This is a genomic window from Pseudomonas sp. BJP69 (assembly GCF_007633355.1).
Lineage (GTDB): Bacteria > Pseudomonadota > Gammaproteobacteria > Pseudomonadales > Pseudomonadaceae > Aquipseudomonas > Aquipseudomonas juntendi.
In genome coordinates, this window is record NZ_CP041933.1 from 1,507,398 (window position 1) to 1,531,647 (window position 24,250).

The 24,250-nt window shown below is 63.1% G+C and carries 26 protein-coding genes and 3 pseudogenes; 16 read left to right on the forward strand and 13 right to left on the reverse strand.

Annotation, left to right across the window (positions count from 1 at the left end; all coding sequences use genetic code 11):
- Positions 1-112 precede the first annotated feature (112 nt).
- Both FPB55_RS07000 and FPB55_RS07005 read left to right on the forward strand, forming a co-directional pair.
- A pseudogene (locus tag FPB55_RS07000) lies at positions 113-289 on the forward strand (GntR family transcriptional regulator); the annotation flags it as partial.
- Positions 289-468, forward strand: a pseudogene (locus FPB55_RS07005) (aldehyde dehydrogenase family protein); the annotation flags it as partial. The pseudogenes FPB55_RS07000 and FPB55_RS07005, both read left to right, overlap by 1 nt.
- A gap of 19 nt (positions 469-487) precedes the next feature.
- Here FPB55_RS07005 and FPB55_RS07010 read toward each other — a convergent pair.
- Both FPB55_RS07010 and FPB55_RS07015 read right to left on the reverse strand, forming a co-directional pair.
- Positions 488-958 carry an RNA methyltransferase gene (locus FPB55_RS07010; protein WP_009686799.1) on the reverse strand — a complete coding sequence of 157 codons (471 nt, stop codon included), beginning with the start codon at positions 956-958 and terminating at the stop codon, positions 488-490.
- 73 nt (positions 959-1,031) lie between these two features.
- The gene (locus FPB55_RS07015; RefSeq protein WP_009686798.1) at positions 1,032-1,403 is read right to left on the reverse strand and encodes a YajD family HNH nuclease; all 372 of its coding nucleotides are present in this window, start codon (positions 1,401-1,403) and stop codon (positions 1,032-1,034) included.
- Positions 1,404-1,535: 132 nt separating this feature from the next.
- Between FPB55_RS07015 and FPB55_RS07020 the strand changes: the two genes are divergently transcribed.
- On the forward strand, positions 1,536-1,814 hold the full coding sequence (locus FPB55_RS07020) for a hypothetical protein (RefSeq protein ID WP_054881634.1): 279 nt from the start codon (positions 1,536-1,538) through the stop codon (positions 1,812-1,814).
- Positions 1,815-2,102: 288 nt separating this feature from the next.
- Here the strand turns inward: FPB55_RS07020 and FPB55_RS07025 are convergent, their stop codons facing one another.
- Positions 2,103-4,145 (reverse strand): S9 family peptidase, encoded by a 2,043-nt coding sequence (locus FPB55_RS07025; RefSeq protein ID WP_115293568.1) that lies wholly within the window; start codon positions 4,143-4,145, stop codon positions 2,103-2,105.
- 122 nt (positions 4,146-4,267) lie between these two features.
- Between FPB55_RS07025 and FPB55_RS07030 the strand changes: the two genes are divergently transcribed.
- Genes FPB55_RS07030 through FPB55_RS07040 form a run of 3 tightly spaced genes read left to right on the forward strand, consistent with a single transcriptional unit; the run spans position 4,268 to position 6,084 of the window.
- The gene (locus tag FPB55_RS07030) at positions 4,268-4,765 is read left to right on the forward strand and encodes a hypothetical protein (RefSeq protein WP_009686795.1); all 498 of its coding nucleotides are present in this window, start codon (positions 4,268-4,270) and stop codon (positions 4,763-4,765) included.
- 14 nt (positions 4,766-4,779) lie between these two features.
- On the forward strand, positions 4,780-5,553 hold the full coding sequence (locus tag FPB55_RS07035; RefSeq protein ID WP_054881632.1) for a class II glutamine amidotransferase: 774 nt from the start codon (positions 4,780-4,782) through the stop codon (positions 5,551-5,553).
- A 9-nt stretch (positions 5,554-5,562) separates the two neighbouring features.
- Positions 5,563-6,084, forward strand: a complete 522-nt coding sequence (locus tag FPB55_RS07040; protein WP_144187873.1) for a DUF2937 family protein — start codon at positions 5,563-5,565, stop codon at positions 6,082-6,084.
- A gap of 345 nt (positions 6,085-6,429) precedes the next feature.
- Here FPB55_RS07040 and FPB55_RS07045 read toward each other — a convergent pair whose 3' ends face one another.
- Both FPB55_RS07045 and FPB55_RS07050 read right to left on the reverse strand, forming a co-directional pair.
- Positions 6,430-7,038, reverse strand: coding sequence for a DUF4225 domain-containing protein (locus FPB55_RS07045; protein WP_158622672.1), 609 nt, complete (start codon positions 7,036-7,038; stop codon positions 6,430-6,432).
- Positions 7,039-7,142: 104 nt separating this feature from the next.
- The gene (locus FPB55_RS07050; protein ID WP_054881630.1) at positions 7,143-7,628 is read right to left on the reverse strand and encodes an Hcp family type VI secretion system effector; all 486 of its coding nucleotides are present in this window, start codon (positions 7,626-7,628) and stop codon (positions 7,143-7,145) included.
- Between the two features lie 260 nt (positions 7,629-7,888).
- Here FPB55_RS07050 and FPB55_RS07055 point away from each other — a divergent pair, with 260 nt between their 5' ends.
- From FPB55_RS07055 to FPB55_RS07065, 3 genes are read left to right on the forward strand one after another with little or no spacing between them, the layout of a single operon-like run.
- A complete protein-coding gene (locus FPB55_RS07055) occupies positions 7,889-8,665 on the forward strand; it encodes a 5-oxoprolinase subunit PxpA (protein ID WP_125855099.1) in 777 nt (258 codons plus the stop codon).
- On the forward strand, positions 8,665-9,351 hold the full coding sequence (pxpB, locus tag FPB55_RS07060) for a 5-oxoprolinase subunit PxpB (protein ID WP_125855098.1): 687 nt from the start codon (positions 8,665-8,667) through the stop codon (positions 9,349-9,351). The genes FPB55_RS07055 and pxpB overlap by 1 nt, the downstream gene beginning before the upstream one ends.
- Positions 9,348-10,265 (forward strand): biotin-dependent carboxyltransferase family protein, encoded by a 918-nt coding sequence (locus FPB55_RS07065; RefSeq protein ID WP_144187875.1) that lies wholly within the window; start codon positions 9,348-9,350, stop codon positions 10,263-10,265. Before pxpB ends, FPB55_RS07065 begins: the two co-directional genes overlap by 4 nt.
- Positions 10,266-10,382: 117 nt before the next feature.
- On the opposite strand, the gene FPB55_RS07070 is transcribed toward FPB55_RS07065, so the two are convergent.
- The 3 genes from FPB55_RS07070 to FPB55_RS07080 all read right to left on the reverse strand — a co-directional run bounded on the left by FPB55_RS07070 (position 10,383) and on the right by FPB55_RS07080 (position 13,715).
- Positions 10,383-11,561 carry a VWA domain-containing protein gene (locus FPB55_RS07070; RefSeq protein ID WP_009686787.1) on the reverse strand — a complete coding sequence of 393 codons (1,179 nt, stop codon included), beginning with the start codon at positions 11,559-11,561 and terminating at the stop codon, positions 10,383-10,385.
- Positions 11,562-11,574: 13 nt separating this feature from the next.
- Positions 11,575-12,420: a MoxR family ATPase gene (locus tag FPB55_RS07075; protein ID WP_009686786.1), complete on the reverse strand. Its 846-nt coding sequence runs from the start codon at positions 12,418-12,420 to the stop codon at positions 11,575-11,577.
- 221 nt (positions 12,421-12,641) lie between these two features.
- Complete coding sequence (locus tag FPB55_RS07080) at positions 12,642-13,715, reverse strand: DUF748 domain-containing protein (protein ID WP_144187877.1); 1,074 nt, start codon at positions 13,713-13,715, stop codon at positions 12,642-12,644.
- Between the two features lie 133 nt (positions 13,716-13,848).
- Here FPB55_RS07080 and cysK point away from each other — a divergent pair, with 133 nt between their 5' ends.
- The 4 genes from cysK (at position 13,849) to FPB55_RS07100 (ending at position 17,217) form a co-directional block, all read left to right on the forward strand.
- A complete protein-coding gene (gene cysK / locus FPB55_RS07085; RefSeq protein WP_009686784.1) occupies positions 13,849-14,823 on the forward strand; it encodes a cysteine synthase A in 975 nt (324 codons plus the stop codon).
- 172 nt (positions 14,824-14,995) lie between these two features.
- Entirely contained in the window at positions 14,996-15,931 is a 936-nt protein-coding gene (locus FPB55_RS07090) for an aspartyl/asparaginyl beta-hydroxylase domain-containing protein (protein ID WP_009686783.1), read from the forward strand.
- 127 nt (positions 15,932-16,058) lie between these two features.
- The gene (locus tag FPB55_RS26175) at positions 16,059-16,220 is read left to right on the forward strand and encodes a hypothetical protein (protein WP_009686782.1); all 162 of its coding nucleotides are present in this window, start codon (positions 16,059-16,061) and stop codon (positions 16,218-16,220) included.
- 115 nt (positions 16,221-16,335) lie between these two features.
- Positions 16,336-17,217, forward strand: a complete 882-nt coding sequence (locus tag FPB55_RS07100; RefSeq protein WP_144187879.1) for a DMT family transporter — start codon at positions 16,336-16,338, stop codon at positions 17,215-17,217.
- Positions 17,218-17,220: 3 nt separating this feature from the next.
- Here FPB55_RS07100 and FPB55_RS07105 read toward each other — a convergent pair whose 3' ends face one another.
- Positions 17,221-17,679 carry a DUF4265 domain-containing protein gene (locus FPB55_RS07105; RefSeq protein ID WP_115293575.1) on the reverse strand — a complete coding sequence of 153 codons (459 nt, stop codon included), beginning with the start codon at positions 17,677-17,679 and terminating at the stop codon, positions 17,221-17,223.
- 13 nt (positions 17,680-17,692) lie between these two features.
- Positions 17,693-18,568 (reverse strand): DMT family transporter, encoded by an 876-nt coding sequence (locus tag FPB55_RS07110; RefSeq protein WP_054881626.1) that lies wholly within the window; start codon positions 18,566-18,568, stop codon positions 17,693-17,695.
- A gap of 144 nt (positions 18,569-18,712) precedes the next feature.
- Here FPB55_RS07110 and aceK point away from each other — a divergent pair, with 144 nt between their 5' ends.
- Positions 18,713-20,428 (forward strand): bifunctional isocitrate dehydrogenase kinase/phosphatase, encoded by a 1,716-nt coding sequence (aceK, locus tag FPB55_RS07115; RefSeq protein WP_144187881.1) that lies wholly within the window; start codon positions 18,713-18,715, stop codon positions 20,426-20,428.
- 32 nt (positions 20,429-20,460) lie between these two features.
- Here aceK and FPB55_RS07120 read toward each other — a convergent pair whose 3' ends face one another.
- Positions 20,461-21,324 carry a DUF6279 family lipoprotein gene (locus FPB55_RS07120; protein ID WP_115293577.1) on the reverse strand — a complete coding sequence of 288 codons (864 nt, stop codon included), beginning with the start codon at positions 21,322-21,324 and terminating at the stop codon, positions 20,461-20,463.
- Between the two features lie 130 nt (positions 21,325-21,454).
- On the opposite strand from FPB55_RS07120, the gene FPB55_RS07125 reads away from it, so the two are divergent.
- Positions 21,455-22,291, forward strand: a complete 837-nt coding sequence (locus FPB55_RS07125; RefSeq protein WP_009686776.1) for a S1-like domain-containing RNA-binding protein — start codon at positions 21,455-21,457, stop codon at positions 22,289-22,291.
- Here the strand turns inward: FPB55_RS07125 and FPB55_RS07130 are convergent, their stop codons facing one another.
- Both FPB55_RS07130 and FPB55_RS26890 read right to left on the reverse strand, forming a co-directional pair.
- Positions 22,292-22,672: a hypothetical protein gene (locus tag FPB55_RS07130; protein WP_009686775.1), complete on the reverse strand. Its 381-nt coding sequence runs from the start codon at positions 22,670-22,672 to the stop codon at positions 22,292-22,294.
- Between the two features lie 164 nt (positions 22,673-22,836).
- Positions 22,837-23,819: pseudogene (locus tag FPB55_RS26890) on the reverse strand (hypothetical protein).
- Between the two features lie 140 nt (positions 23,820-23,959).
- On the opposite strand from FPB55_RS26890, the gene FPB55_RS07140 reads away from it, so the two are divergent.
- Positions 23,960-24,139 (forward strand): CsbD family protein, encoded by a 180-nt coding sequence (locus FPB55_RS07140; RefSeq protein ID WP_029885390.1) that lies wholly within the window; start codon positions 23,960-23,962, stop codon positions 24,137-24,139.
- Positions 24,140-24,250: the final 111 nt, after the last annotated feature.

Below are 24,250 nucleotides of genomic sequence, written 5' to 3' on the forward strand. Positions count from 1 at the left end.
TCCGGTTTGGCAATGCAGCTTCAAGGGTGTTTAATCACCGCTGTCGAAACCGCTGGAGGCCTTGAAAACAAAGGCTCAGACAGATTCAGCCGTTCAGCCCCTCGAAGCGCAAGTGCCACCGGACCGCAAGGCGGTGTTGGCCGAGGCGCTGCGCCGCCGGATCCTGAGCATGGAACTGGCCCCGGGGGCGGTAGTGGACGAACTGGCCCTGTGCGACGAATTCGGCCTGTCGCGCCCACCCGTGCGCGAACTGCTGCGCCAGATCGCCGCCGAGGGCTACATCGAACTGCGCTGCGCCTGTCGCGTGAAATCCGCGCCGGGGTGGTCACGGTCAACTGCTTCGGCGAAGGTGACGTGACCACGCCGTTCGGTGGCTACAAGGAGTCTGGCTTTGGTGGGCGCGACAAGTCCATCTGGGCCCATGACCAATACATGGAGCTGAAGACCATCTGGATCAACGCTTCGTGAGCTGAGCAAGAGCGGCTTTTTACTTGAATTTGGGCCCCGACCGGGTATTCAGCCCCTTGGCCATACGGTCGTACAGCACCACATTCACCGTCGCCGCCAGGTTCATGCAGCCCTCGGTCGGGATGTAGATGGTCTCTTCACACCAACCGCGCACTTCTTCGCTCAGCGACCCGTCTTCTGGGCCGAAGATGTAGATGGCGCGGTCCGGGTGGGTGTATTCCGGCAGGGGCCGGGCGCCGTCCACCAGTTCTACCGCCACCGGGGTGCAGCCCAGCGGAATGATGCGTTGCAGGTCATCGATGCCGATCAGCGGGATGTCGTAGTGCACGCGCTTGGTGTCGGTGACGAAGTCACGGGCGCGCTCATACCGTTTGCCGGTGTAGAACACCGAGTTGACGCCGTAGCAGCCCGCGGCGCGCATCACCGAGCCGACGTTTTCCGGCGACTTGGGGTTGAACAGGCCGATGCAGCTGTATCGTTTGTTTGCCACGTACCGGGGCCCTTCGCGAAAAAAAAGCGCGATTATACGGGCTACCCGGTAGCAGCGGGGGGCGAATCGATGGTCAGTCTTTCTTCAGCAAGCCAGCCAGGCCGGCAAACGGGTTGTGCGTGGCCTTGGCGATGCTCGGGGTGCTGGTGGAGCCTTCGCTGAAGTACTGCTGGTCGGTGTAGCGCGAATGCTCGTTGTCGTGGCAGTACAGGCACAGCAGCTCCCAGTTCGAGCCGTCCTGGGGGTTGTTGTCGTGGTTGTGGTCGCGGTGGTGCACGGTCAGCTCGCTCAGGCGCTTGCCGGCGAACTCGCGGGCGCAGCGGCCGCACACGTGCGGGTACATTCTCAGGGCCTTGTCGCGGTAGCCCATTTCCTTGTCACGCTTGGCGTCGGCAAGAATGCGGTCCAGGCGCGCGGTGGCGGCAGCGGAAGAGGAGGCGCTCATGGTGTTTCCTTTGTTCTGATCAGGCAGGTGACGGTTATGCCATTGAGTCTAGCGCGCTTGCAGGGCGGGCGGACAGGCGAAAGCGTTGATTTAGGCGTAGCCTGTAGGAAGGTTCCCGACAGGAGGTTACTGATGTTGCGCGCGATCCTAGCCGTGCTGTGGCTGGCGGGCCTGCCCATGGCCGATGCCGCCAGTACGCCGCCCCGGCTGGCGAACCCGGTGCCCGGTGCGCCGGGTACGCCCACGCCCACGCCTTACCCGCAGATTACCCCGAGCACGCCGCCCAAGGCTTATGACAGCCAGCCGGGTGCGCCTTTGCTGCCACCGATGCCGGTGCCCGGGCCGCCGAAGGATCAGCCCTTGCCGGGGTTGCGGCCGGAGCCGGCGAAGCCGGCGCAGGATGATGACTGACTGCAGCGGTGCGTTGGCGGTGGGATTACTAGGGGGCCAGTGCCCTGTGGGAGATAACACAGCCCTACGGGCTGCGCTGTCGCGCAGAGAACTCAATTCGTAACCGCGACGCGGCCTGTGTGGGAGCGGGCGTGCCCGCGAAGAATCCAGCGCGGTGGCTGGCACCGGCTACGCCGGTGTTCGCGGGCACGCCCGCTCCCACAAAGACCCCGCTAAATCAATAAGTTATGTACTGTTCTATGAGAGCGGCCTTGTGTCGTGAAAGGGGCGCAAAGCGCCCCGGCAATCTCAAGCAATACCCAATTCGCCAAACACGAACGCATACTCCAGCGCCACATCCTTGAGCCCCTGATACCGCCCGCTCATCCCGCCGTGCCCGGCGCCCATCTCGGTCTTGAGCAACAGCAGGTTGTCATCGGTCTTGCGCGTGCGCAGCCGCGCCACCCACTTGGCCGCCTCCCAGTACTGCACGCGGCTGTCGTTGTAGCCCGCCACCACCAGCATCGCCGGGTAGGCCTGGGCCTTCACGTTCTCGTAGGGCGCATAAGCCTTGATCCGCGCATACACTTCCGGCTCCTCAGGGTTGCCCCACTCGTCGTACTCGGTCACGGTCAACGGCAGGTCGGGGTCGAGCATGGTGTTGAGCACGTCGACGAACGGCACCTCGGCGACCGCACAGCGGAACAGTTCGGGGCGCAGGTTGAGCACCGCGCCGATCAACAGGCCACCGGCACTGCCACCACTGATGGCCAGCCGGTCGGGCGCCGTCACGCCCTGGGCGACCAGGTGTTCGGCACAGGCGATGAAGTCGCTGAAGGTGTTGTGCTTGTGCGCCTGCTTACCGGCGCGGTACCAGGCTTCGCCCAGCTCGCCACCACCGCGTACATGGGCGATGGCGAAGGCCACGCCGCGCTGCAGCAGGCTCAGGCGTGCATGCGAGAACCACGGGTCGAGGCTTTCGCCATAGGCGCCATAGCCGTACAGGTACAGCGGCACGGTCTGGCCCAGGTCCTGGCGGCGGCGCACCAGGCTGATCGGCACCTGGGTGCCGTCGGCGGCAGTCGCCCACAAGCGTTCGCTGACATAGTCGTCGGCATCGAAGGCGCCCAGTACCGGTGTTTGCTTGAGCACCACCTGGGCGCCGCTGGCCAGCTCCAGCTGGCGCACCTGGGCCGGGCGGTTGAGTGCTTCGTAGCGCAGGCGCAGGCGGGGGCTGGCGAACTCCAGGCTGTCTTGCACGTACAGGCTGTAGGCGGCATCCGGCAGCTCGACACGGTAGGCCGCCAGACCTTGCGGGCGCACTTCGATGATCGGCAGGCCGCCTTCGCGCAGGCTCAGGGTGAGTGCGCCGGCATTCAGGCTCAGCCCTTCAAGCATGACTGCCTCGCGGTGCGGCACCAGTGCCTGCCATTGCTGGCGGCCCGGTACCTCGGTAGCCGGGGCGTAATACAGGGCGAAGTTGATGCCGTCCTGGTTGGTGCGGATAAACCAGCACCACGCGCCGTCGAGCTGGCCGTGGTCGGGGAAGTATTCATGGCCCTCGACACGTGGCGCCAGGCAAACGAATGGTGCCTGTGGGGTTTCGGCGTTCAGCACCCAGGCTTCGCTGGTGGTCTTGCTGTTCAGCAGCAGCACCAGCTGGCGCTCGGAACTGGTGCGGTAGCAATGCAGGAAGAAGCGCCCGTCGGGCTCCTCGAACACGCGCTCGGCACCGGGGCTGCCCAGCGTATGGCGGCACAGGCGCCATGGCCGGTGGGTGTCGTCCAGCTCGGCGAAGAACAGTGTCTGGCTGTCGTTGGCCCAGGTCATGCTGCCGTCGCAGTCTTCAAAGGGCAGGGCGGTGATCGAGCCGCTGGCGAGGTCTTTCACGTACAGGCTGTAGACCTCGTCGCCACTGGTATCCAGGCTGTAGGCTAGCAGCCGGTGGTCGGGACTGACACTGAACGCGCCCAGCGACAGGAAGCCGCCGTTGGCCAGTGCGTTGGGGTCGAGCAACAGCTGTTCCTGGCTTTCATCGACGGTGTTGCTGTCGTCGGCCGGGCGTGGGCAGCGGTAGTGGCGCGGATATTCGTCGCCAGCAGTGGTGCGGGTGTAGTACAGGTACGGCCCCCAGGGTGAAGGCAGCGACAGGTCGGTCTCCTGGATGCGGCCCTTGATCTCTTCGAACAATTGCTCGCGCAGGGGCGCCTGGTCGGCCAGGCAGGCTTGCTGGTAGGCGTTTTCGGCCTGCAGGTAGGCGAGCACCTCGGGAGTGTCGCGCTGTTGCAGCCAGGCATACGGGTCGGCGGCCTGGTCGGCATGGGCAATCGGCGGTTGGGGCTTGGTCGGCATCGAGGATCTCTTGGTTGGGGTGGCCTGGGCCCGGCTGCGAAGCGGCCGGCGCAGGCAAACACTGTGTGCGCCCGGAAAAGTGTTTATCATAGGCACCTCTTTGCCTGGCTTGCACGAACACCATGATCGAGAACGACTACACCTTGGCCTGGGGCCTGTACGCGGTTGCCGCTTTGGGCTGCCTGCTGGTGGGCTTCAAACTGACCGGCTGGATGTGGCGCTGGTTGCGCGAGCCCCTGCGCGTGGTGCTGGCGGTGCTGTTGCTGACGCCGACCGTGGTTGACCCGGTCAAGGACAGCTTCGCCCCGGCCATCGCCATCACCACCCTGGATGTGGCGTTCAAGGTTGGCAACAATGCCTGGCGCGCAGTTTCCGATTTTGCCATGTACGGCATGATCGCCTTTGCCTTGTATGCCCTCTTCGTATTGCTGCGCTGGCCGCTGGAAAAACGCGCCCGCGAGCGGCGGGCCCAGGCTGAGGCAGCGGCCCAGCGCGAGCAGGCCGAAGATGACCGGCTCGGCGCCCAGGCCCCTTTGGCCGCCGAGCGCAGCGACCGTTACCGTGACCTCCCGCCACCTGCGGCACCCCGGGGAAATGGCCGGGTCGAGCCCCGTCTGTAAGCGGAGACACAGCCATGTGCGAACTGTTGGGCATGAGTGCCAACGTCCCTACCGACATTGTCTTCAGTTTTACCGGCCTGATGCAGCGCGGTGGCCGCACCGGCCCGCACCGCGATGGCTGGGGCATCGGCTTCTATGAAGGGCGCGGCCTGCGCCTGTTCCAGGACCCGGCTGCCAGCAGCGAGTCGGAGGTAGCCAGCCTGGTGCAGCGCTACCCGATCAAGAGCGAAGTGGTCATTGGTCATATCCGCCAGGCCAACGTCGGCAAGGTCTGCCTGGCCAACACCCACCCCTTCATGCGCGAAATGTGGGGCCGTAACTGGTGCTTTGCGCACAACGGCCAGTTGGGCGCCTTCAAGGGCCTGGGCAGTTTCTATCGGCCGGTAGGCGATACCGACAGCGAAGCGGCCTTTTGCGACCTGCTCAACCGCATTCGCAGCGCCTTCCCCGAGCCGGTGCCGGTGGAACAGCTGTTGCCGGTGCTGGTCGAAGCCTGTGCCGGTTACCGCGGGCAGGGCGTGTTCAACTGCATGCTCAGCGACGGTGACTGGCTGTTCTGCTTCTGTTCGACCAAGCTGGTGCACATTACCCGGCGTGCGCCGTTTGGTGCGGCACGCTTGAAGGATGTCGACCTGATCGTCGACTTCCATACGCAAACCACCCCCAACGACGTGGTCACGGTGATTGCCACCGAGGCCCTGACCGAGAACGAGACCTGGCAGCGCTACGCGCCGGGTCAATGGGCCCTGTGGCGGCACGGTGAATGTGTGGCGCACGGCCAGAGCTAAGGACGCTGCATGTTCAGAAGTTACCTGCGGTTGCTGCTGTTCACCTTCGGCCTGTTGGCCGGTATTCAGGTGCCGGGGCTGGTGAAAGACTACAGCCAGCGGGTGGAGGCGCACCTGTACGAGTCGCGCGAGGCGCTGGACGGCTTCAAGCAGACGGCCGAGCGCTTTTTCAATAGCGACCTGCAGGCCTTGCTACGGCACTACCGCAGCAGTGATGACCCAGTGTTCAACAGTGACGCCAACAGCATCGAAAGCCTGATCATCCGCAACCAGTTGCTGGAGAACGAGTGGCAGGCCCTGCAAGGGCCTTGGGCCGCACGCACCTGGCATGTGCTGGTGCAGGCCGACCCGCAGCTGCGTGCAGAAACCCTCAACGGCTACAGCTACCAGATTCTGCTGGTGCCCGAGGCCATCGGCTGGGGTGTTGGCGCAGGGTTCGTGCTGGCGTTCTTGGTCGAAAGCCTGTTGCTGGGGCTTGGCTGGGTGATCCTTGGGGGGCGGCGTCGGGTGGTGAAAGAGAGCTGGCGCTGAGTGCTGGCGCGCAGGTGCCGCTGTTCACGCCAGTTTTGCGCTTATAGGATTAACGGCATTTTCTTCCAGGCACTCGCTTGCTAGGCATCGCACCGCAATGCAGGAAAATTCCAAACAGAGTCATCCACCCTAACGCTGGATTTGACGTCAGTAAGAGTGGTTGGTAGCCGACAAACAAGAAGTAGGATTGTTCGATTGCTCTCATATAATACGTTATGAAGAACACGTTGTAGGCAAAGCAGATAAAGAGCAGCGAATAACCTAGATGTCGTCCGGAGCACAGGTGCCGTAATGTGAATGCAATGACTACGCTGCCTATGATCATTATTGAAAAAGACAGGGTATTCATTGTTTTTCCCACTCAACCAGGATTTGCTCTCCCGTCATCATGTCTATTCCAACTTCAAACATGATCGAACCTTTTCCCATCTCCCTGTAAGCCCGAATTTTGTCGGCTTCAATGTAACGGAAAAGTCGCCATGTGCCGGTTTTTAGGATCATGTGACTCATGCCGAATGCTGACAGACCTATATCCACAGCGCCGTACCCAATGTTGCCTTGCGATGCGCGTCCACCTGCTATTTCAGCTATTCTCTGGTAGCCTTTACGTACTGGGCCAATGGTGTCATTTCGGCCGGTAGCAATATTACGCCCGTTTTCGTAAATGTTGTTGGCACCATGGAGTATCAGCGGTAACCCCCCAAGCGTGCAGCCCAACCCAAGTGACAATTTACACACCGCAACCCCGGTACCTATCTGAAGTACTCCGGCTGCAACCCCCGCAACCAGCTTGCTATATTCTAGTGCTTGTTCGAAAAGGAGTGAATATTCCTTGGTTAGTGCCTTTTGCGCTTCTTCAGGCGATAGCCGGCCATCTTGAGTCGCAGTAACGATTGCCTGCCCCGCACGTGATATTTCCTGGGTAAACTTGGCCCGAAGCCGTTCGTCACTCAAGCATTGCACCCCAACGTGGCGTGCATATAGCGTCAAGCGATTTGCCATGTCATTGACTTCGGATGTTTCGGGGGAGTTGGCGAGTGTGCTGCTGTCAAGCGGCTTCACACCCCCTCGCCCCAATTCGCGTAGCCACTGGTATTCGCTCCCAGATGATGCCAGCCGACGAATCCATAGCGAATGGCAAGGTACTCCTGTGGGTCCTGGTCGTTGAGCAAGATGGAGTGCGGCATCTCGATGCGGTGGTCCACAAGTAACCCATCGGACAGAGTTATTTGAAAGTAGTGCTCATACTCGCTATTGTTGTTTCTGCGAAAAAAATTGATCTTGCATTCTACTATCTCGCGATTTGTCAATGCTTGGGCGAGTAGAGGCGTCGATTTGTCAACATGCTTTGTAATCAGAACAGGTCGATGAGTTGCAGCCTTGGTATTGTCCAAGCTGGCAAGGCTATGACTGAACGAAAGCACCATGATTTCATCACGGTGGGCACTCTGGCATCGGTTACCGATGGATTCAGTTGTGGAGCAGCCCGCTGAGATCAGCCCTTGTTGCCTGCCCGTCATAGTCATATATCCATGGATAGCCATATCTACAACTCCCTGTCAGTGAGGGTTCAAAAGCTAGAGTGCGCAGAGGGCAAATGTATGTAGGACGCTTCTGATCTTTATGGTGACAATTGATAACAAATATTTCCGCTCGTTGTGGAGCGCGTCAGTTCGCTGCGTATCAACGCGTGCTTGTAGGATTACTATGCCCAATCACTCGACCGAGTTTGACTACAGGATCTGCGTTAGAGATCTTGGCGCAAGCTTGCAGCAAGCATCTGCAAACGCGGTAAGGTAGGCACATGCACGACAACAACGGAGGCCGCGTGGTGGAACGCCTGCTACTCAATTGCGACATGGGTGAAAGTTTTGGCAGCTGGCGCATGGGCCTGGATGCCGAGGTCATGCCCTACATCGACTGCGCCAACATCGCCTGCGGTTACCATGCCGGTGACCCTGGCATCATGCGCCGCACCGTGGCCCTGGCACTGGAGCACGGGGTGGCGATCGGTGCCCACCCGGCCTACCCGGACCTGGTCGGCTTCGGGCGCCGGTCCATGGCCTGCAGCCCCGAGGAAATTCGCGATTTGCTGCACTACCAGATCGGCGCACTGGAGGGCATCTGCAAGGTGCTCGGCGGCCGTGTGGCCTATATCAAGCCGCATGGCGCGCTGTACAACGACATGATGGCCGACCCGCTCAAGCTGCGCACCGTGCTGGAAGCTGTGGCGGCTTACGGCAGCGACCTGCCGCTGATGCTGATGGCCACCGCCGACAACCGTACGGCCCAGGCGCTGGGGGATGAAATCGGCGTGCCGCTGTGGTTCGAGGCATTCGCCGACCGGGCCTATACCGCCAGCGGCCACCTGGTCTCGCGGCGCCTGTCCGGCGCCGTGCATCACGACCCGGCGCGTGTGGTGGAGCAGGCCGAGCGCCTGGCCCGTGGCGATACGCTGGTGGCGAACGATGGCAGTGCCTTGAAGCTGGCGGCCAGCACACTGTGTGTGCATGGCGACAACGACAGTTCGGTAGCAGCGGTGCGGCAGATTCGCCAAGCCCTCGATGCCATGGAGCGATGATGAAGCTGCGTATCGAAGTGGTCGCGGTCGACAGCCTGATGGTGCGCCTGTTCGAGCGTATCGACGAGGCCAACATGCCGTGGGTGCTTGCTGCCAGCCAGTGCTTGCGCGCAGCGTTCGGCCAGCACCTGCTGGACTTGGTGCCGTCGTACACCACGCTGATGGTGCACTTCGACCTGCCGCCGGCTGAGGCGAGGGCGCTGATCGCCCAGGCCCTGGACGGTTTGCAGCCTGACGCCGGCAGTGGTGGCCGGCGCCACGAGATCCCGGTGTGGTACCACGCCAGCGTCGGCCCGGAGCTGCCTGTACTGGCTGCCCGCAGCGGCTTGACCGAGGGTGAAGTGGCCCGCTTGCACAGCGAGCGCGAGTACCCGGTTTTTGCCTTGGGCTTCGCCCCCGGGTTCGGCTTCATGGGCCTGGTCGATGAACGCCTGGCCAGCCCCCGCCTGAGCACCCCGCGCAAGCGCGTGGCGGCGGGCAGCGTGGGTATTGCCGAGCGCCAGACGGCAGCGTACCCGGCGGTGTCGCCGGGGGGCTGGAACCTGATCGGGCGTACCCCGGTGCGCCTGTTCGACCATGAACGTGAGGGCTATAGCCTGTTGCAACCCGGTGACCGGGTGCGCTTCGTGGCGGTTACGCGTGATGAGTTTCTGGCCCTGGGCGGCGATGTGGAGGCGCAAGGATGAAGCAGTTGACGATCGAGGCCAGCAACGCCTTGTGCCAGTTGCAGGACGCCGGGCGCTTCGGCGTACGGCACTTGGGCGTGACCCAGGGCGGGGCGCTGGACTGGGTGGCGATGTACTGGGCCAACTGGCTGTTGGGCAATTCGCTGGCCGCACCTGTGGTGGAGGTCGCGCTGGGTGGCTTCTGTGTGGTGGCGCAGCAGGATTGTGTGCTGGCGCTGGCCGGTGCCGACCTGGATGCGCGAGTTGATGATCAGCCGGTAGCGCCCTGGCGCAGCTTTGCTTTGGGCAAGGGGCAGCGCTTGGCCCTGAAGCAGCCCAAGCAGGGCGTTCGGGCGTACCTGGCGGCGCCTGGCGGGTTTCGCGGCGAGGCGGTGCTGGGCAGCTGTGCCACCGTGGTGCGCGAAGCGCTGGGCGGTACAGACGGCCAGGGCGCTGCGCTTGGTAAAGGCCAGCGGCTGGCTTTTGCGGGGACGCCGGCAACCCTTCGTGAAGTGCCGGATGCGTTGCGCCCGCGCTATCACCACAAGCCTGTGCTCGACCTGGTGATGGGCGCGCAGCTCGGTGATTTCAGTGGTACCAGCCTGTTTGAGGCGTTCAACAGTGACTGGACGCTGGACAGCCGGGCCGACCGCATGGGCATCCGTCTACTGGGGCCGCAGTTGGTCTACCAGGGCGCGCCGATGATTTCCGAGGGCATTCCCCTGGGAGCGGTGCAGGTGCCGCCGGACGGGCAACCGATCGTGTTGCTCAATGACCGGCAGACCATTGGCGGTTACCCGCGGCTGGGGGCGTTGACGCCGCTGGCGCTGGCGCAACTGGCGCAGTGCATGCCGGGGGCGCAGGTGAAGTTCAGGGCGGTGGTGCAGGATGAGGCGTGGCGGGAGCAGCAGCAATACTTGGGCCGGTGGTTGTAAGGCTGCGGGCCTTTTCGCGGGCACGCCCGCTCCCACACAGGCCTGCGCCATACCTGTAGGAGCGGGCGTGCCCGCGAAGAGCCTCGAACGCTGGCAAGTGGCAGCCCGTTCTCTATCTCACTTTGAGAGATACCGCATCCCTTCCTCCAACCCCTGCAAGGTCAGTGGGTACATCTTGTCCTCGATCAACTCCCGCACCAGGTGGGTCGAGGCGGTGTAGTCCCAAGCCTGCCGGGGGTAGGGGTTGATCCAGATGATCTTCCTGAATTTCTCCATGAAACGCTGCAGCCACACATACCCGGCTTCTTCGTTCCAGTGCTCCACGCTGCCACCGGGCTGGGTGATTTCGTAAGGCGCCATGGCCGCATCGCCAACGAAGATCACTTTGTAGTCGTCGCCATACTTGTGCAGCAGATCGAACGTGGAAAACCGCTCCGAGGTGCGGCGCAGGTTGTTCTTCCAAACCGACTCGTACACGCAGTTGTGGAAGTAGTAGTACTCCAGGTGCTTGAACTCGGTCTTGCAGGCCGAGAACAGTTCTTCGCACACCTTGACGTGGGCGTCCATGGAACCACCGATGTCGAACAGCAACAGCAGCTTCACGGTGTTGCGCCGCTCAGGGCGCATCTGGATGTTCAGCAACCCGGCATCGCGCGCGGTGTGGTCGATGGTGCCGTCGATGTCGAGCTCTTCGGCGGCGCCTTCACGGGCGAACTTGCGCAGCCGGCGCAGGGCCAGCTTGATGTTGCGCGTGCCCAGTTCCACCTGGTCGTCGAGGTTCTTGTACTCGCGCTGGTCCCAGACCTTCACCGCCTTGCCCTGGCGTTTGCCAGCCTCGCCCACGCGGATGCCCTCGGGGTTGTAGCCGCCCGAGCCGAACGGGCTGGTGCCGCCGGTGCCAATCCACTTGTTGCCGCCGGCGTGGCGCTCCTTCTGCTCTTCCAGGCGCTGCTTGAAGGCCTCGATGAGCTTGTCCAGGCCACCCAGCGACTGGATTTGCGCGCGTTCTTCGTCGCTGAGCGAGCGCTCGAACTCCTTGCGCAGCCAGTCTTCCGGGATCAGCGCCTCGATGTGCTGGTCGAGGTTTTCCAGGCCTTTGAAGTAAGCGGCGAAGGCGCGGTCGAACTTGTCGAAGTGGCGTTCGTCTTTCACCAGAATGGCGCGGGCGAGGTAATAGAATTCGTCCATGTCGGCGAACACCACGTGCTTTTGCAAGGCCTGGTGCAGGTCGAGCAGTTCACGCACCGACACCGGCACCTTGGCCGCACGCATTTCATTGAACAGGTTGAGCAGCATGGCCCGGCTCCTGTCAGCGGTTGCCGCGCCGGCTCATGAAGGCCAGGCGCTCGAGCAGTTGCACGTCCTGCTCGTTCTTCACCAGCGCACCGGCCAGCGGCGGGATCGCCTTGGTCGGGTCGCGTTCACGCAGCACCGCTTCACCGATGTTGTCGGCCATCAGCAGCTTGAGCCAGTCGACCAGCTCGGAGGTGGAAGGCTTTTTCTTCAGGCCAGGCACCTTGCGTACGTCGAAGAACACGTCCAGGGCCTCGCTGACCAGCGCCTGGCTGATGTTCGGGTAGTGCACGTCGACGATCTGCTGCAGGGTGCTGCGGTCGGGGAAGGCGATGTAGTGGAAGAAGCAGCGGCGCAGGAAGGCGTCGGGCAGCTCCTTTTCGTTGTTCGAGGTAATGATGATGATCGGGCGCTGCCGGGCCTTGATGGTCTCGTCGATTTCGTAAACGTAGAACTCCATCTTGTCCAGTTCCTGCAACAGGTCGTTGGGGAACTCGATGTCGGCCTTGTCGATTTCGTCGATCAGCAGGATGACCCGCTCCTCGGCCTCGAAGGCCTCCCACAGTTTGCCCTTCTTCAGGTAGTTGCGCACGTCATGGACCTTGTCCACGCCCAGCTGCGAGTCGCGCAGGCGGCTGACCGCGTCGTACTCGTAGAGGCCCTGGTGCGCCTTGGTGGTGGACTTGATGTGCCAGGTGATCAGGCGCGCGCCGAACGAAGCTGCCAATTGCTCGGCGAGCATGGTCTTGCCGGTGCCGGGTTCGCCCTTGACCAACAGCGGGCGTTCGAGGGTGATGGCCGCGTTTACCGCCAGTTTCAGGTCGTCTGTGGCGACGTAGTCGCGGGTGCCTTCGAACTTCATGGGGCTGTCCTCTGTTGTAAGCCTGTGCCGGCCTCTTCGCGGGCACGCCCGCTCCCACAGGAATTGCACAAACTTCTGAATCTGCGGAAGTACCTGTGGGAGCGGGCGTGCCCGCGAATGGCCCAACACCTGTTTTCGATTTGTTAGCGACTATAACGCGGGCCCGGGCAGCTGCAAACGCGGACCGGGTATTCAGTCCCTGAATGCCCCGTCACACTGTTTCAGTCGGACTTCGGCGCCGGTTGCTCATAGCGTGCATTGAACGCCTGGATGAAGCCGTTGCGCAGGATCTGCAGGAAGGCCTCGAAGGCGCTGATGTTCTGCTTGTGCACGCTGCCGCTGAGCTCCACCCGGGTGGCGAACTGGTTTTTCGGCTGGTTCTTCAGCACCGTCTCGGAGGCGCCCACCAGGGCCTCCCACACCGAGCGGAAGAAGCCTTTGTCCTTGTTCTCGACATCCTGCTGCCAGTCGAACACGTCCACGTCACGCAGCAGGGGTTTGATGTAGCCATTGAGGCGGCCGTTTTCCGCCTGCGCCTCGATGACCACGTCACCATGCCCTGCGCTGAAGTCGAACTTGCCGTAGGCACTGGCGAAGTCATTCAGGTTGCGCAGTTCTATGCCGGTGGCACGCAGGCGAAATTCGAAGTCATCGAAGTCACTGAACGGGTCGAAGGTGGCGCTGCTTTCGACCTTGGCATTGCCGGCGATCAGCGCCGTGCCCTCGAAGCTGGCGTCGCGCCGGCCTTGCTTGTCGCGCACGTTGGTCAGGTTGCTGATGGTGGCGTCCAGCCGGGTTGCCTTGAGATTGACCGGAGGGCTGGAATTGAAATTGCGAAAGGTCAGGGTGCCATTGTCGATATGCACTTCATCGAGGGTAATCGGCAGCAGCTTTTCCAGTTGTTGCCGCCAATCGGTGCCCTGGCCGGTCTGCGAGGCCTGCTTGTTGCCGCCGTCGACGAAGTTCAGTTCGGGCTGCTCGAAGATCACTTTCGCCACCACGGCCTTGTCGTAGATCAGCGAGTGCCAGCTGACCGCCAGGTCGATAACCGGTGCATCCAGCAGCGGCACTGGCACCTTGCCGCTGGTCTTGACGATCCGCAGGCCGTTGATCCGATAGGCCCCGCGCCACCAGGCCAGGTCCACGTCGGCCACGTGGCCACGGTAGTCGCCCATGTCGGCCAGCTTGTCGTTGAGGTAGTCGCGTACCAGGTAGGGCAGCGCCAGGTGCAACGCCACCAGCAGCGCCACCAGGCTGGCCAGGCCGATCAGCGGCCAGCGATAACGGGCTTTCATCGGGGTGTCTCCCAGGAGGATGTGCGGTGGACCGCAATGCGCCCGGTTGAGTTCGAACAGGCTTTACGGGCCTACGGCCGGGGCTTACCCTTGAGGTCTTTTCCTGCTCGCTTTCATGCCAAGGACCCCTGCCATGAGCCGTATCTTTGCAGACAACGCCCATTCCATCGGCAACACGCCGCTGGTGCAGATCAACCGGATCGCCCCGCGTGGCGTGACCATCCTGGCCAAGATCGAGGGGCGCAACCCGGGCTACTCGGTCAAGTGCCGCATTGGCGCGAACATGGTCTGGGATGCCGAAAGCAGCGGCCGGCTCAAGCCGGGCATGACCATAGTCGAGCCCACCTCGGGCAACACCGGTATCGGCCTGGCCTTCGTTGCCGCCGCGCGTGGCTACAAGCTGATGCTGACCATGCCCGCGTCGATGAGCCTCGAACGGCGCAAGGTGCTGAAGGCGCTGGGCGCCGAACTGGTGCTGACCGAGCCGGCCAAAGGCATGAAGGGCGCCATCGACAAGGCCAACGAAATCGTGGCCTCAGACCCGGCGCAGTACTTCCTGCCAGGCCAGTTCGAGAACCCGGCCAACCCCGCCATCCACGAAAAAACCACGGGCCCGGAAATCTGGAACGACACCGACGGCGCGGTGGACGTGCTGGTGGCGGGGGTGGGCACGGGCGGCACCATCACCGGTGTGTCGCGCTACATCAAGCATACCCAGGGCAAGGCGATCCTGTCGGTGGCCGTGGAGCCAGAGGCTTCGCCACTGATCACCCAGACCCTGGCCGGCGAAGAGCTCAAGCCCAGCCCACACAAGATCCAGGGCATCGGGGCTGGCTTCGTACCGAAAAACCTCGACCTGTCGATTGTCGACCAGGTGCTGACGGTGGCCGACGAAGAGGCCAAGGCCATGGCCATTCGCCTGATGCAGGAAGAGGGCATTCTCTGCGGCATTTCTTGCGGCGCAGCCATGGCGGCGGCCGTGCGCCTGGCGGAAAAACCGGAAATGCAAGGCAAGACCATCGTCGTGGTGCTGCCCGATTCCGGCGAGCGTTATTTGTCGAGCATGCTGTTCAGCGACATGTTCAGCGACCAGGAAAACCAGCAGTAACCGGCCATGCCGCTGACCGGGCTCAATGTTCGGCGGCCTGGTTGACTGCACAATCTTCATCGACACGATCCCGCCCGGGTGGTTTGTACCGCGGCGGGATCGGTTTATGATGGCAGGATGATTTTCAGGAGAGCAGGCCGCGCAGCCCTGTTTCTTCCCCTAGGAGTGATGCATGACCTTATCCTTTGCAGCCAAGGCGGGTGTCTTGCTGGTGTTCTTCGGCAGCGTGCTGTTCGTGCACCTGCGCGGCAAGGCCCGTCTGCCGGTGTTGCGCCAGTTCGTCAACCATTCGGCGCTGTTCGCCCCCTACAACGCCTTGATGTACCTGTTTTCCGGGGTGCCGTCCAAACCCTACCTGGACCGCCAGCGCTTCCCGGAACTGGATGTGCTCAAAGACAACTGGCAGGAAATCCGCGAAGAGGCCATGCGCCTGTTCGACGAGGGCTATATCCGCGCCGCCGAAAAGGACAATGACGCCGGCTTCGGTTCGTTCTTCAAGAAGGGCTGGAAGCGGTTTTACCTGAAGTGGTACGACAAGCCGCTGCCATCGGCCGAGGCGCTGTGCCCGAAAACCGTAGAACTGGTCAGCAGCATTCCCAACGTCAAGGGTGCGATGTTCGCCCTGCTGCCTGGCGGTAGCCACCTGAACCCGCACCGCGACCCATTCGCCGGTTCATTGCGTTACCACCTGGGCCTGTCCACGCCGAACTCCGACGCCTGCCGCATTTACGTCGATGGGCAGGAATACGCCTGGCGGGACGGCGAAGACGTGATGTTCGATGAAACCTACGTGCACTGGGTAAAAAACGAGACCGATGTGACCCGGGTGATCCTGTTCTGCGACATCGAGCGGCCGTTGAGCAGCCCGCTGATGACCCGCATCAACCGCAAGGTCAGTGCCTTCCTGGGCCGCGCCACCGCGCCACAGAACACCGACGACGAGCGGGTGGGCGGCATCAACCAGGCGTATGCCTGGAGCAAGCGCTTCTCCAACAAGCTCAGCACCCATGTGAAGCAGTTCAAGCGGGCCAACCCCAAGGCCTACCGGGTCTTGCGCCCGGTGCTGGCGGTGGTCGTGGCTTATCTGCTTTACCGCTGGTTGTTCTGAGCGCAGGCTGGCCTGTGCGCGGGTTCACCCGCGCACAGGCCAGCTCACCTCACACTGGCGCCCGCTATTGCCCAATCGTGGGTTCACCGCTATTCTCCACAACACTTCCTTCCCTGAAGCCTGAATCATGCCCGCCAAGCCCTCAACCACCAGCTTTGCCATCGCGCCAGTCGCGGGCATGGTCGTGCGTGGCAGCCAGCAGCCGGCCATGGTCAGTCATTACCCACCACCTGTCAGTGGCGCCGTAGGCGGCGTAGCTCCGCCATGCTGCGTGGTCGTGTTGGGCTGATCGGCTTCGGCCGAGTCCCTTCGCACACGTAACCCACTGAACCCGGCCGGCTACTTAGTGCGCTTTAGCGCAGGCCGTCCGCTTGGCTTATCTGCCTATCATCAGGTGGCAATACATGTCCTTTTTCAACAAAGCATCCGTGGCCTCGGCGGCCACTACCAGCCTGTTCGTCCTGTTGTGGAGCAGCGGGGCGATCGTTTCCAAACTTGGCCTGGCGCATGCCAGCCCGTTCGCCTTCCTGCTGCTGCGCTCTGCCTTGGCCCTGGCGGGCCTGTTGCTGATCGGGCCGTTGCTGGGGCTGCGCTGGCCACGCCGTAAGGGCGCCATGCTGCGTGCCCTGGGCACTGGCTGCGTGTTGCTCGGGGCTTATCAGATCTTCTATCTGCTGGCCCTCGACACCCACGTCACGCCAGGCATCATGGCCACGGTCATGGGCGTGCAACCGATCCTCACCATCGTGCTGATGGAGCGCCAGCGTTCGATCAGCCGCCTGTTCGGCCTGGGGCTGGGCTTGAGCGGCTTGATCATGGTGGTGTACCAGGGGCTCAACCTGGGTGGGGTGTCGCTGGCGGGCATGCTGTTCGCCCTGCTGGCGCTGGCCAGCATGACCTGCGGTTCGATCCTGCAAAAACGCATCACCGACAACCCCATGGGCACGCTGCCGCTGCAGTACCTGGCCGGCTTTGCCCTGTGCGCGCTGTTCGCACCCTTGCAACCCTTACAGGTGCAGTGGACCGGGGGTTTCGTGGCGGCCTTGCTGTGGATGGGCCTGGTGGTTTCGCTGCTGGCCACCTTGCTGCTGTATCGGCTGATCGCCAAGGGTAACCTGGTCAACGTCACCAGCCTGTTCTACCTGGTGCCGGCGGTGACCGCGGTGATGGACTTGCTGATCTTCGGCAACCGCCTGGCGCCGCTCAGCCTGCTGGGCATGGGGTTGATCGTGGTCGGCCTGCTGTTCGTGTTCCGCAAGCCTGCCAAGCGCCTGGCCAAGGCCTGAGCCCTAGCGGAACTCGGCGGGGATGGCGTGCCGGAGTACGCCTTCCTCGAAGTCCAGCAGCCCGGCTTCGCGCTGGGTGAGCAGGTAGTAGAGCAGGGTGTCGATTGAGCGCTTTTGCGGTACTGCCACGGCCAGCAGTCTTACCGACTGCTCGGTTTCACAGGCGCAGCCGAAATCCTGCAAGGCAGCGCGAACCTGATCGAGGGTTTCCGGGGGCTTGACCAGCACCCGGAACACCGAGGTGCCGCTGCTTTGGCGCAGTTCGGCGAACCAGGTCTGGCCGTCTTCTTCATAGGTGCCGATAAGGTCACCCGGCGCGATGCCGTACACATGAAAGGGGATGTTGTCCACGGCATGGCCGCCTTCCACAGCCTTGGCCCAAAGGCCTTCGACCGAGGCCGGTGGGTAGCCGTTGGCGTCCTGTTCCAGGCGGAACAGCACCTTCTTGCAGGTTGGGCTCATGCCGTTCTCCCGGTCAATTGCGCGCCGGGCGCAGTACCAGCCACAAGGCCACAGCAATCAGCAGGCCGCCATACAGGTGCGCCAGCGACAGCGGCTCGTCCAGCAGCCATGCGCCCCATAGCACGCCGAACACCGGGATCAGGAAGGTCACGGTGCTGGCCTTTACCGGGCCTATTTCTGCCAGCAGACGGAAGTACAGGATATAGGCGAATGCCGTGCACAGCAGGCCCAGGCCGAGCAGCGACAGCCAGACCTGCCAGCCGCCCCAGCTGGCGGGCGGCTGGCAGAGGGCACTCCAGGCGAACAGCGGGCTGAGCATCAGCGTAGCGCCGAGCATGCTGCCCAGCGCCGACAGGCGGCTATCCAGGCCGCTGACCCAGCGCCGCGCGAGGAACCCGGCAAAGCCGTAGCAGGTGGTAGCTGCCAGGCACGCCAGGGCGCCTTGCAGCAGGGCCATGTCCAGGGCCACCGGCCCGGCCCCGCTGAGGATGCCGACACCGAGCAGGCCAAGGAAAATGCCGCAGAGCTTGGCCAACGTCATCGGTTCACGGAAGCACAGCACGCCGATCAGCACGCCCATCAGTGGCGTGGTGGCGTTGAAGATCGCCGAGTAACCGGCTGGCAGCACCTGGGCAGCTACGGAATAGAAGGTTGCCGGGATGCCGGAGTTGATCATGCCCAGTACCAGGCAGGCCCCGAGCTTGCCCTGGAAGTCCCAGCGCACGCGGCTGGCGGCGACGATGGCGACCAGGCCCAGGCAGGCGATCGAGACGCGAAAGAACGCGGTCGGCACCGTGCCCAGCTCGGGGGCGATAATGCGCATGAACAGGAAACTCGCCCCCCAGACGGCAGCAAGGGTCAGCAGGCGGGTTAGGGCAATCGGGCTCACAACGGTCTCCGGAGGGCAGGGCAGGGGCGCGAGTGTACGCGAGGGGGCGGGGCGATACTTGTGCTTTCTTGCGCAGTGAACCTGGCCCGCTTTTGCATCAGGCCGACTAAGCTGTGTAACTCATTCACCCATGAGGTGCCCGGCATGCCCCAACCCTGGCCCGCTGTCGAAATCGCCCGCACCATCCTGGCCGGCTTCGACGATTACCGTGACCACTTCCAGCGCATCACCTTCGGCGCCCGCCAGCGCTTCGAACAGGCGCGCTGGCAGGAAATCCAGCAGGCCGCGGCTGCGCGCATCAGCCTGTATGAAGAAAAAGTCGCCGAGGTCAACGGCTGGCTGCGCCAGGCCTTCCCCGCGCCGGTGTTGCTGGACGTGGCGCAGTGGCCGCTGGCCAAACACGCCTACATCCAGCAAATCGACCCCCGGCTGGACGATGAGTTGGCCGAGACCTGGTACAACTCGCTGTTCTGCAGCCTGTTCAGCCACGACCAGATCAGTGATGGCTGCATGTTCATCCACACCACCCGGCCGTCGCTGCGCGGGCGCGAGCGCGCCGCGCAAACCCGTACCTATGCGCTGGGCGGTAGCCTGAAGGGAATGCTGCAGGCGATCTTCGCCGACTACCCGTTCGATGTCGCCTACGGTGACCTGGAGGGTGACCTGGCACGGCTGGAAGCGCAGGTGCGCGACTGCCTGCCCGACTGGGTTTGCAAGGACCCGGAGCTGGCGGTGGAGCTGTTCGTGCCCGTGCTGTACCGCAACAAAGGTGCCTACCTGGTGGGCCGCCTGTACAACCGCGATGAGCAATGGCCCTTGGTGATTCCCTTGCTGCACCGCGAGGGCCATGGCATCGAGGTGGACGGGTTGATCACCGACGAAGCCGAGGTGTCGATCATCTTCTCGTTCACCCGCTCCTACTTCATGGCCGATGTGCCGGTGCCGGCCGAGTTCGTGCATTTTCTCAAGCGCATTCTGCCGGGCAAGCATATTGCCGAGCTGTACACGTCGATCGGTTTCTACAAGCAAGGCAAGTCGGAGTTCTACCGGGCCTTGATCAACCACCTGGCCAACAGCGATGACCGCTTCGTCATGGCGCCGGGGGTGCGCGGCATGGTCATGAGTGTGTTCACCCTGCCGGGTTTCAACACCGTGTTCAAGGTGATCAAAGACCGCTTTTCACCGTCGAAAACCGTTGACCGCGCCACGGTGATCGACAAGTACCGGCTGGTAAAAAGCGTGGACCGGGTAGGGCGCATGGCCGATACCCAGGAGTTCGCCGACTTTCGTTTCCCACGCAGCAAATTCGAGCCCGATTGCCTGGCCGAGTTGCTCGAAGTGGCGCCCTCGACCGTGGCCCTGGAGGGCGACACGGTGCTGGTGCGCCACTGCTGGACCGAGCGGCGCATGACCCCGTTGAACCTGTACCTGGAGCGCGCGGGCGAAGGCCAGGTGCTGGCGGCGCTGGAAGACTACGGCCTGGCCATCAAGCAACTGGCGGCAGCGAACATTTTTCCCGGTGACATGCTGTTGAAGAACTTTGGCGTCACCCGGCATGGGCGGGTGGTGTTCTATGACTATGACGAAATCTGCTTTCTGACCGAGGTGAATTTCCGCCACATACCGCCACCGCGGTATCCGGAAGACGAGCTGTCGGGCGAGCCGTGGTATTCGATCGGGCCGCACGATGTGTTCCCCGAAGAGTTCCCGCCGTTTCTGTTTGCCGACATGGGCCAGCGACGCTTATTCAGCCGCTTGCACGGCGAGCTGTATGACGCGGATTACTGGAAGGGCCTGCAGGCGGCCATTGGCGAGGGGAAGGTGATCGACGTGTTCCCGTATCGGCGCAAGGGGCGCTGATGGCGGTGTTGCAGGCCAAGCCCCTCACGCCTTCAGGCACTCTTCAGGCACTTCAGCTCACTGAAGTGGTCGCGCACCTTGGCCAACCGCGCTTGCAGCAACTGCCGCTGCTGCACGCTACTTTGCTGCACCAGGTCTACCAACAGGCTGCGCGCCTGTTGTTCGGTGTTCTGGAAGGCAGCGCGGTATTCCGGCGTCCACAGGCTTTCCTTGTGCTGCAACAAGGTCGCCAGGCGCGGCTCGAAGCTGGCGTCGTTGCGTTGGTTCATCGCCAGCAGCAGCTGTTGCTGCCAGTGGGCGCGGTTGGCGATCCATTCGCGGTTCTGGTCGCCCAGCGCTGCTGACCAGGCTTGTACGCGTTGCTTCTGCACCGCGGACAGTGGGCCAAACCAGGCGGTCAGGCGTTTTTCCATACGCGCGCTGCGCTCGCTGACCTGCTCGGCCAGCGGGGTATCGACGTACTCTTTTTGCCGCTCGGCGATGTCGTCGCGGAACGCTTCACGCATTTCGGCCACTTGGCTGTCGCTCATGCCGCGCAACAACTCGGTCGCCGAAGGGGTGATTTCCTCGGCCACACGGCCAATCGCCTGGCGCGCTTCGCGGGTGCGTTGCTGCAGCGCCTGGTCGGTCACCTGGTTGTCGGCGACCATGGCGCGGACCCGCTCCAGCCAGTCGAGGTAGCCCGGTAGCTGGGTCTTGCAGTGCCAGGCCAGGTGTTGCTTGAGGCGGTCGTCGAGCAAGGCCTTTTGCCTGCCGTTCATGTCCAGGTAGTCGCCCAGCGACCACGGCACCAGGCGATCGAGGTTGCGGTAGGCCAGGTCCATGCGGCTGCAGGCGCCTAGGGCCAGGGCGAATCCAAGGGCGATGAGCAGGGCTTTGGACAGGCGTGAAGGCATGTGCTGTTCCTTGCAGTGGCTGGCCAGACGGTAGACGCGAGGGGGGCACGGCGGTTCCACTGCATCAGCGGTCGGGCGGCGCGCTGGCTTCAGGTGTAGAATAGCCGCCTTGTTATGAGGATCATCGGAAATGGCTCTGCTTGGGCGTTACAACAGTTTGCAAATCGTGAAACACGTGGACTTCGGTCTGTACCTGGACGGCGGCGCCGATGGCGAGATCCTGCTGCCCGGGCGCTATATCCCGAAAAACGCCGAAACCGAAGTCGATGACTGGTTGAACGTGTTCATCTACCTGGACAGCGAAGACCAGCTGATTGCGACCACCGAGAAGCCCAAGGTGCAGGTCGGTGAGTTTGCCAGCCTCAAGGTCAAGGACATCAACGGTGCCGGCATCTTCCTCGACTGGGGCTTGTCCAAGGACCTGTTGATGCCGTACTCGGAAGAGGCGCGGCCGTTGAAGATCGGCGACTACTGCGTGGTGCACGTGTACCTCGACAAGCGCACCCGCCGCATCACCGCCACTTCCCGCCTGGACCGCTACCTCGACGTGGCCCCGGCCGATTACAAGGTCGGGCAGCCGGTTGAGCTGTTGGTGGCTGGCGAAACGCCGATGGGCTTCAAGGCCATCATCAACAACCGCCACTGGGGCCTGATCCACAAGAACGAAGTGTTCAAGTTCCTGCGCTCGGGCATGCACGAGAAGGGTTTCATCAAGGAACTGCGCCACGACGGCAAGATCGCCCTCAGCCTGCAGCCGGTGGGCGCCGCCCTGGCCGACAGCCTGCAGGAGCAGATCATGGCGCGCCTGGAGGCCGAAGGCGGGGTGCTGGGGGTGTGTGACAAGAGCGACCCGGCGTTGATCAGCAAGCTGTTCAATGTCAGCAAGGGCAACTTCAAGAAAGCCATTGGCGGCTTGTTCAAGCAGGGCTTGATCGTCATCCATGACGACCGGATCGAAAAGGCCTGATCAGGCCTGAACGAAGTTGCGGAAATCCAGCTGCTCGCCACCTGGGCGGGTGTCGCGCAGCAGCGAGTCGCGGTCGGCGCTCAGCGCCAGGCTGATGGTCGAGCGGCGCTTGCCAGGCTTGCGCACTTCCATCTGCTCCAGGTGGGCCTTGAGGAAGTTGGTCGGCACTTTCAGGTGCTGCAGCTCGTCGGTTTGCGGGGTGTGCAGCAGCAGGTTGACCCAGTCGGCCTGGCCCTTGCCCAGCAGCGCCACCGGCACTTCGAACCACCACAGGTTGCGTTTGTTGTCCAGAATGGCGAACAGAGTGTTGCTGCTGTTCAGCACAGGGCGGGCCAGTGCTTGGTTGCGCCGGGCGATGGCGGCGGGTTTGTCGAGTTTCATGCAGGTTCCTGCGGGTTGACGCTATGAAGGCCTGCATTGTGAGGGGTGCCACGGGGCGGGGCAAGGTTTGATGGTTGTGCCTGCTGCGGGCGCGCCAGGTGGGGGGCACGGGCGCTGCCTTGGGTTGCGCCCCACCCCCGCCATCAGCCGGCCCTGGCGGTGCGTCAGCGACGAAGCGGCAGGCTCAGCTCGGAGGTCGCCCCGTCAGCGGTGGTCACGGTCGCGGTGAAGCTGCGCAACCCAGCGATGTCGTCCAGCGCCTGGGCAAACCGTGCCTGCCCTTGTGCGTCACTGTTCACCTGCACTTCGCCAAGGTAGTGCTCGGCCTCGGTGGCGTCGGCCTGGGCATTGCCGAAGAACTCAACGCGCAGCAGGCTCGATGCCGGCCCCTGAACTTCACCGCGCAGCACATTGCCTTCCAGCGCCAGCAGCCGTGGTGCCGGCTGATTGTGGTTGGGCAGCGGCTGGCACGGCTTGGGCTCGCCCTTGGCGTTGCAGATAAGTGCCTGGTCCTGCTTCGGCAGGTCGGCGCCAACCCCGCGTGAGCCCACATACAAGGCGTGTGCCTGGGCTGGCACGCCAAACACGATGGCCCCGGTGCGCTGCCCGGGTACGCATGAGCCGCCCGCCTGGCAGCGGCGGATATCCTGGCTGTTGGCCCAGATACGGTTCCCGCTGAGGCGTGTGGTAGTTACCTCAGGCTCCGGGCGCAGGGCCACGCCGATGCGGTTGCCGTGGATCAGGTTGCCGTCGAGGATGTTGCCCTCACCGGTGACGCTGACCCCGATCCGGGCAGGGCGCCGGGGCAGGTGCGAACACCCTGGTCCTTGATGTAGGCGGAGCCGTCGATGGCAATGTACTGACCCTCGCGTGCCCAGGCCAGCCCGGTGATGCTGACCGGGCCTTTGATTTCCGGCAGCGCGTGGCTGGGGCGGATCACATAAGGTGGCTTGCCCACGGCGGCGATGTCGATACGGTAATGGCCGGGGTTCCGGTTACTGGTTTCAATGGCCCAGCGCAGGGTGCCGGGGTTGCCGTCGTCGGTGTAACGCTCGACACGCAGGGTTTCAGGGCTGGCGGCAGCGGTGGCCAGGGTGGACAGGGGCAGCAGTGGCAGCAAGGCCAGCACTGCGGGCATCAGACGCATGGGCCGGGTATGGTGCGGTATTCGCCCGTAGATTGACCGCTTGGCTTGCGGGGTGAAAATTCGTTGAAACTCTTGCGCTGGGTGCTGGGTCCACCTTTTGTCGACACTGTACACGTGTCTCCATTTGCAGGAGTTTTGCCATGAGCGGTACTAAAGACAAAGTCAAAGGCCTGGCCAATGAGGCGATGGGCAACGTGAAACAAGGTGTCGGCAAGGTGACCGACAACGACAAGCTGCGTGCCGAGGGCAAGGCGCAAGAGCTCAAAGGCGAGGCGCAGCAAGTGAAGGGCGATGTGAAAGACGCGGTAAAAAAACCGTGATCTGAGCAAGCCTGTGTCGGCCTCTTCGCATGCGTGCGAAGAGGCCGTTACTTTTGCCGCCAATTTCTTCAATCGCGACTGGGAGCAGCACAGCATCGGCACGGTCTATTA